The 6,984-nt window shown below is 61.1% G+C and carries 6 protein-coding genes; 4 read left to right on the forward strand and 2 right to left on the reverse strand.

Annotation, left to right across the window (positions count from 1 at the left end):
- Positions 1-12: 12 nt before the first annotated feature.
- The gene (gene quiC / locus C8K61_RS23905) at positions 13-1,938 is read right to left on the reverse strand and encodes a 3-dehydroshikimate dehydratase QuiC (RefSeq protein ID WP_108098907.1); all 1,926 of its coding nucleotides are present in this window, start codon (positions 1,936-1,938) and stop codon (positions 13-15) included.
- A 581-nt stretch (positions 1,939-2,519) separates the two neighbouring features.
- Here quiC and C8K61_RS23915 point away from each other — a divergent pair.
- The 3 genes from C8K61_RS23915 to C8K61_RS23925 all read left to right on the forward strand — a co-directional run bounded on the left by C8K61_RS23915 (position 2,520) and on the right by C8K61_RS23925 (position 5,553).
- Complete coding sequence (locus C8K61_RS23915) at positions 2,520-3,860, forward strand: MFS transporter (RefSeq protein WP_108098911.1); 1,341 nt, start codon at positions 2,520-2,522, stop codon at positions 3,858-3,860.
- A gap of 204 nt (positions 3,861-4,064) precedes the next feature.
- Positions 4,065-4,817 (forward strand): hypothetical protein, encoded by a 753-nt coding sequence (locus C8K61_RS23920; protein ID WP_108098913.1) that lies wholly within the window; start codon positions 4,065-4,067, stop codon positions 4,815-4,817.
- 16 nt (positions 4,818-4,833) lie between these two features.
- On the forward strand, positions 4,834-5,553 hold the full coding sequence (locus C8K61_RS23925; protein WP_108098915.1) for a hypothetical protein: 720 nt from the start codon (positions 4,834-4,836) through the stop codon (positions 5,551-5,553).
- Between the two features lie 9 nt (positions 5,554-5,562).
- On the opposite strand, the gene C8K61_RS23930 is transcribed toward C8K61_RS23925, so the two are convergent.
- Positions 5,563-6,444 (reverse strand): DMT family transporter, encoded by an 882-nt coding sequence (locus C8K61_RS23930; RefSeq protein ID WP_108098917.1) that lies wholly within the window; start codon positions 6,442-6,444, stop codon positions 5,563-5,565.
- Positions 6,445-6,682: 238 nt separating this feature from the next.
- Between C8K61_RS23930 and C8K61_RS23935 the strand changes: the two genes are divergently transcribed.
- Positions 6,683-6,984: OprD family outer membrane porin (locus C8K61_RS23935; RefSeq protein ID WP_146174330.1), on the forward strand; the 302-nt coding region annotated here is incomplete at its 3' end.

Raw genomic sequence — 6,984 nt, forward strand, 5'->3', positions numbered from 1 at the left:
CGGTCTCTCGCCTTACAAACGTGCCTGACGGCCAGAACCACTGCGCACTTTCGCCATCGCGGCTAAACGTACTGCGACGTTGGCGGCGCCATAGCCCACGTAGCCGTTCTTGCGCTGCAGCAGCTCGAAGAAGAAGCGCCCCTCGAACGGCTCGGTGTAGACGTGGAACAGCTCACCGCCCTGGGCGTCGCGGTCGTACAGCACGTTGTAGTAGGCCAGTTCGCTGAGGAACTCGTCGTCGAAATCGAAGCGTGCGGCCAGGTCGTCGTAGTAGTTCAGCGGGATATCCAGAAGCGGTACGCCGGCGTCCTTGGCGCGGTTGATCTCGGCGAACAGGTCGTCGCAGGCAAACGCGATGTGGTGCACGCCGGAACCGCGGTAGCTGGACAACGCATGGGAGATCGCAGTGTTGCGGTTCTCGGAGATGTTCAGCGGCAAGCGCACCGAGCTGCAACGGCTGCGCAGCGCGCGGCTTTTCACCAGGCCGTAAGGGTCGGGCAGCACCACTTCGTCGTCGGCTTCGAAGTCGAACAAGGCTTTGTAGAACAGCACCCAGCTGTCCAGGCTATCGGCCGGCAAGGCCATGGCCATGTGATCGATGCGCTGCAGATTGCCGCTGGGCGCCACGCCGGTGTTGAGGATGAAGTCGCTGTCGTAGAGGCCGTTTTCCGCCTCGCCGACCAGATAGATCAGGCTGCCATCCGGAGCGCGTACCGACGGAATTTCCCGCTCATTCGGACCGACCAGGCCGCGGTACGGCTGGCCCTTGAATTCGCGGGCACGCTCGAAGGCGCTGTGGCTGTCTTTGACCCGCAAGGCGGTGGCGCACAACGACGGGCCGTGGGCCTCGAAGAAGCTGTGGGCAAAGGAATACGGCTCGGCGTTGAGCACGATATTGATATTGCCCTGGCGCATCAGGCTGACGTCTTTGGAGCGGTGCTGACCGGCGCGGGCAAAACCCAGGCGCTCGAGCCAACCGGCAAGCTTGGTGCCCTGCTCGCCATCGACGGCAAACTCGACGAACTCAACGCCGTCGTATCGGCTGGCGGCCGGCGGCGCAAACAGTTGCTCCAGGCTGGCAGTCGGCAAGGCCGGGATCGAGCCTTCGGCCGTTTGCCGCTCCAGCAGGTTGCGGGTTTTTTCTTCCAGGTACAGCAGGGAGCGCAAACCATCGGCGGCATTGGCCCGTGGCGGCGCGGCGCGGAACCCGTCGTTGAAGATTTCCAGCGACAGCGGGCCGGTGTAACCACTGCGAATGATCGGCGCGAGAAAGCCCGCCAGGTCGAATTCGCCCTGGCCAGGGAAGCAGCGGAAGTGCCGGCTCCACTCCAGCACGTCCATGGCCAGAATCGGCGCATCTGCCATCTGCACGAAGAAGATCTTCTCGCCCGGAATCTCGGCGATGGCGGCTGGATCCCCCTTCAGCGACAGGGTGTGGAAACTGTCCAGCAGCACGCCGACCGCGCTGTGGTCGGCCTGACGGACAATGTCCCAGACCTGTTGATAGGTGTTCACATGGCGGCCCCAGGCCAGGGCCTCGTAGCCAATGCGCAGGCCACGGACGCCAGCGCGCTCACCGAGCAGACGGAGGTCGTCGACCAGAATCTGCGTGTCACCGAGCGAGTCGGCGGCAACGTTGCTGCACACCAGCACCAGGTCGGTGCCCAGCTCCTGCATCAAATCGAATTTGCGTTCGGCACGGTCGAGGTTGCGCGCCAGGCGATCGCGGCGGCAGCCTTCGAAGTCGCGGAAAGGCTGAAACAGGGTGATGGCGATGCCCAAGTCGGCGCACATCTGGCGGATTTCCCGCGGGCTGCCAGCGTAGTAGAGCAAGTCGTTTTCGAAGATTTCCACCCCGTCAAAACCGGCGGCGGCAATGGCTTCAAGCTTTTCCGGCAGGGTGCCGCTCAAGGAAACGGTGGCGATCGAACGCTGCATGCTTCAGCTCCTGTTTTTGTTGGCGCGCGCCTTTGCGGGACGGCGTATCGGGGCATCGGCGGCAATGGCTACAAATAAGCAGACGCACGATGCGAATCAGGCTGCATGGAGTATTCGCCATCGGCTTTAATGCGAAAAGACTTTTGTACCAACTGGTTAGTTTTGTGTTCGATTATCGACCAATTGGCCGTTTATCGAATTGACGATTTTTTCGCCAGTGGCCAACATCGGCCTCACCTTGCAATCGTTTCATCGCTCATCTTGCCGTGCATGCAGTTACCCAATGACCGATGCCGAGCGATTGCCAGTCAGAAAAGCCCAAGGCTTAAGACCATAACAATTTCAAGAACAGGTACACCCTCATGCTGATTACCACGCCTCTCGCCAGCCCCCCATTAGCTCGGACGCTGCTCAGACCGGCCTTGCGCCGCTGATACGCCCTTAGCCGCAGACACCGCCTGCACCCGCCTGCCACGCCGACATCCGGCGAACGGTCCGCACGCAAGCCGCCTGCCTTGAGACCCAGACTCAAGTTAATGTCTTGATTGCCGCGCGCAGTCTTAGAACGGATGGCCACACCCATGATTCAGTCCCAAAGCACTCCCGTAACGGCGCAAACCGTTTCGCCCCACGCCGGTATCGGCGACAAGATCCGCGGCGCCATGGCCGTGGGCAAGACCCGCTGGGCCATGCTCGCCCTGGTGTTCTTCGCCACCACCCTGAACTACATCGACCGCGCCGCCCTGGGCGTGATGCAACCGGTGCTCGCCGAGAAAATGAGCTGGACGGCGATGGACTACGCCAACATCAACTTCTGGTTCCAGGTCGGTTACGCCATCGGCTTCCTGCTGCAGGGGCGCTTTATCGACCGGGTCGGGGTCAAGCGTGCGTTCTTCTTCGCCGTGCTGCTCTGGAGCCTGGCGACCGGCGCCCACGGCCTGGCCACGTCGGCCGTCGGCTTTATGGTCTGCCGTTTCATTCTCGGCCTCACCGAAGCCGCCAACTACCCGGCCTGCGTGAAGACCGCGCGGATCTGGTTCCCGGCCGGTGAACGTGCTGTAGCCACCGGCATCTTCAACGCTGGCACCAACGTCGGCGCCATGCTCACTCCGGCACTGTTGCCGCTGATTCTGGTGGCCTGGGGCTGGCAAGCGGTGTTCGTCTGCATGGCCTGCCTGGGCGCCATCTGGCTGGTGTTCTGGGGCCTGAAATACTTCAACCCGGAAGACCACCCGAGCGTTAAACAGAGCGAGCTCGATTACATCCAGCACAACACCGAGCCTGCGCAAGCGCGAGTGCCGCTGAAGGAAATCCTGCGCATGCGCGGCACCTGGGCCTTCGCCATTGCTTTCTCGATGACCGCGCCGGTGTTCTGGTTCTACCTGTACTGGCTGCCACCGTTCCTCAACCAGCAATACAACCTGGGCATCAGCGTGTCGCAGATGGGCATTCCGCTGATCCTGATCTGGCTCACCGCCGACTTCGGCAGCATTGGTGGCGGCGTGCTGTCCTCCTGGCTGATCGGCCGCGGCATGAACCCGATCAAGGCGCGCCTGCTGTCGATGCTGATCTGCGCCTGCGCCATTATCGGTGTGATCTTCGCCGCCCACGCCAGCGGCCTGTGGATCGCGGTATTGGCCATCGCCCTTGGCGTGGGTGCGCACCAGGCCTGGACCGCCAATATCTGGAGCCTGGTAATGGACTTCACACCCAAGCACATGATGAGCACGGTGTTCGGCTTTGGTGGCATGTGCGCGGCGATTGGCGGCATGTTCATGACACAGATCGTCGGCTACGTGCTGACCGTTACCAACAACAACTATGCCGTGTTGTTTACATTGATTCCGACCATGTATTTCCTCGCGCTGACATGGCTTTACTTCATGGCGCCACGCAAGATTCCCGAGGTCAAACCGGCGTAACCAGCACGCACTAAAAAAGGCCCTTCGGGGCCTTTTTTACGGTTGAAATAGTCGTTTCCAGGAATCGAGGCTTTAGCCTCGATGCTTTTGGCCAACACTTGGTCGGATTGTCCCTGCCCCTCCTTGAGCGTCTACCTACCGCTCACTACGCTTTGCGCCATTGATGGCTCTGTGCAATCAGAGCGGCAGCAAAGGTCAGCCCCGATGAAAACCCTCCGCCCCGCTTTCACCCTGCTCTTGAGCCTGTTCGCCACCGCCCTCCTGGCCGAGGGCTCGTGCCCGAAAGGCTACGGCATGAACTGGCAAGGCCAGTGCCTGGATTGCAGCAAACCCTTCAGCCAGGCGGTGTGTGCAGGTAACGGTGATGCGGCCGCCAACAGCGCCACGACGGCGCCCTCCACGGACGAAAAAATCCAGCAGGCCACGCAGATTATCAATGCCGTCGACGCCTTCAGCACCTACATGGACAAGCACGGTAGCGACGCTGACAACAGTTCCCCCGCCGCCCCGGAGAAAAGCGACTTGCAACGCCAGCTTGAAGAGTCCGACCGAATTGACGCGCAGCGGCGCAAGGCCGAGCTCGAAGGCGCCGCTGCGGCAACCGCCGATATGGCCGACATGCAAGACAGCGACTGGCGTTCGCGCGTGCAAGACGACAGCAAACCCGCCAAGGCCGGCGATGCCAAGAAGACTGCCGCGGTGGACTGCAACTGCCACAAACGCGTGGGCAGCTGTACCGCCACCATCGCCTTGCTGAAACAGCAGAAAACCGGCGTCGACTACCGTGTCAGCTCCACCGAGCAGCAATGCTCCAAGGTCAGCTACTACATCGACAACACCCCCTATATCACCGTCCTCAACAACCGCAACTCGACCACCGAACACAGCGCCGGCCTGACCAACGTCAGCGCCAAGAGCTTTGAAGTGGAACGCTGCGACGTGTGTGAACGGCAATAAGCCAAGGAGCCTTGCTATGCGTTATTTGCCCCTCGCGTTGGTGCTGGCCGGCAGCCTGCTCAGCGTGACCGCCAGTGGAGCGGCGATGAAAAAATTGCGCAGCTGGCCGGCGGCAGTGCCAGTGCCCTCGGCGGCGCTGAAAGAGCAGTACGAATACGACCCGGCAGCCGGCGCGGTGAACAGCAAATTGCTGCGCATGCAGAGTGTCACCAACGGCAATACCTTCGAAATTCGCTATACCAACGGGGTGCCCTCCGGCGGTCACCAGACCTGGAACCAGAGTGTGATCGCCTACCATGGCTTTACCGGGATCATGAACACGCCCTTTGCCGTCACCGAGGTGCTCAAGTACAAGCAACAAGGTGCCTGGCCGGCATCGGCGCTGGATATCTACAGCGAACACAGCGCGGGCGAGCTGCATACCAAGACGATTTTCAAGTGTCAGCGCGTCGGCGCTGTGGAAGCAGGCTCGGCCATCAGTGCGCTGCCGGGCAAGTTGTACAAGTACCAGTGCAAGTACAGCGCCGTCAGCAATGGGGCTATCAACGGCACACCGGTGAACAACCAGCTGTACGAGTTCAGCTCTATCTACTACTACTCGGACTACCTCGACACCGTCGCGGCGATCAAATACGTCAACAGCCCAACCCCTATGTCCACCACGTCGACCCTCGACTTCATCGACGCCAGCGGCACAACCCGCAGCGCCAGCTTCGTCAACGAAAACCTGCCCTAAGGCCTCGCCCTATTGGCGCTTCTGCAACCAGGCCGCCGCCAGGCCGCTCAAGCAGATGACCGCGATGCCGAGCAGAGCGCTGGCCGACGGTGTATGGCTGAACACCACAAACCCCAACAAGCCGGCGAACACGATCTGGCAATAGCCAAACGGCGCCAGCAAGGCCGGGGCGGCGTAGCGGAAGGCTTGGGTCAGCATCAGGTGCGCGGTCATTCCGCAGGTACCCAGGGCAATCATCAGCAAGGCGTGGCCCCAGGTCGGCACTTGCCAGAAGAACGGCACCAGCAGGCTCACCAACAGGGTGTTGCACAGGCCGGCGAAGAAGTTGCTGGTGGTCGGCGTGTCGACCGTGGCGAGGATGCGCGTAAGGATCTGGTACACGCCAAAACACAGCGCCGAACCAAACGGCAGCAGCACCGCCGGGGTAAACAGTTCGCCGCCCGGATGGACGATCACCAGCACCCCGGAAAACCCCACCAGCACTGCCGCCCACTGGCCTTTGCTGACCCGCTCGCCGAGCAGCGGCACCGACAGCGCTGTCACCAGCAGCGGCGCGAGAAAGTTGACTGCCGTGGCTTCGGCCAACGGGATATATCGAATGCCGGTGGTGAACAGCAGGCTGGTGCCCAACAGGCACACCGCGCGCAGCACCTGCAGACCTGGCCGTTTACTGCGCAACACACGCAGGCCCGACTGCGGCAGAAAGATCCCCGCCATCAACAGGGTGTGCACCACGTAACGCGCCCACACCACCATCACCACCGGGTAGAAACCCGACAGGTATTTGGACAAGGCGTCGTGGCTGGCGAACAGGAAGGTGGCCAGCAGAATCAGCAGAATGCCGCGAAAAGGTTGCTGGGCAGTGGACAACGGGGAGCTGGGCAAACTCATACGGCTCTCAAACAGGACGGGCGCTGAAGATGAAAAAACAGCTTACAGGCCGCTGAACTATAGCGGCTCGCCAGCGATGGGGACGAATGTACTACCTGGTTAATTAGTGTTCGATAACCGAACAAAACGACGATTATCGAATTGAACCGTTTAGTTACTACTTCCACTATGCCCCTCACATTGAACGCCGCGTTGCGGCGCTTCCGATGACCAACAACTACAAAAAAGGTCTACTTCGATGCTGCATACCTCGCGCTCCAAGGGCTCGTTGCGCCCTGCTCACGCTCCTGCTCTGATCGCTTTGGCCGTTGCCGGTTTCGCCCCCCTGAGTCAGGCCGAAGGTTTTCTCGATGACACCAAGGCCACGCTGAACCTGCGTAACGCCTACTTCAACCGCAACTTCACCAACCCCGACAATGCCCAGGGCAAGGCTGAAGAGTGGACGCAGAACTTCATTCTTGATGTGAAATCCGGCTACACCCCAGGTGTAGTGGGCTTTGGTGTCGACGTACTGGGCACCTTCTCGCAGAAACTCGATGG

This window comes from Pseudomonas sp. GV071 (assembly GCF_003050835.1).
Lineage (GTDB): Bacteria > Pseudomonadota > Gammaproteobacteria > Pseudomonadales > Pseudomonadaceae > Aquipseudomonas.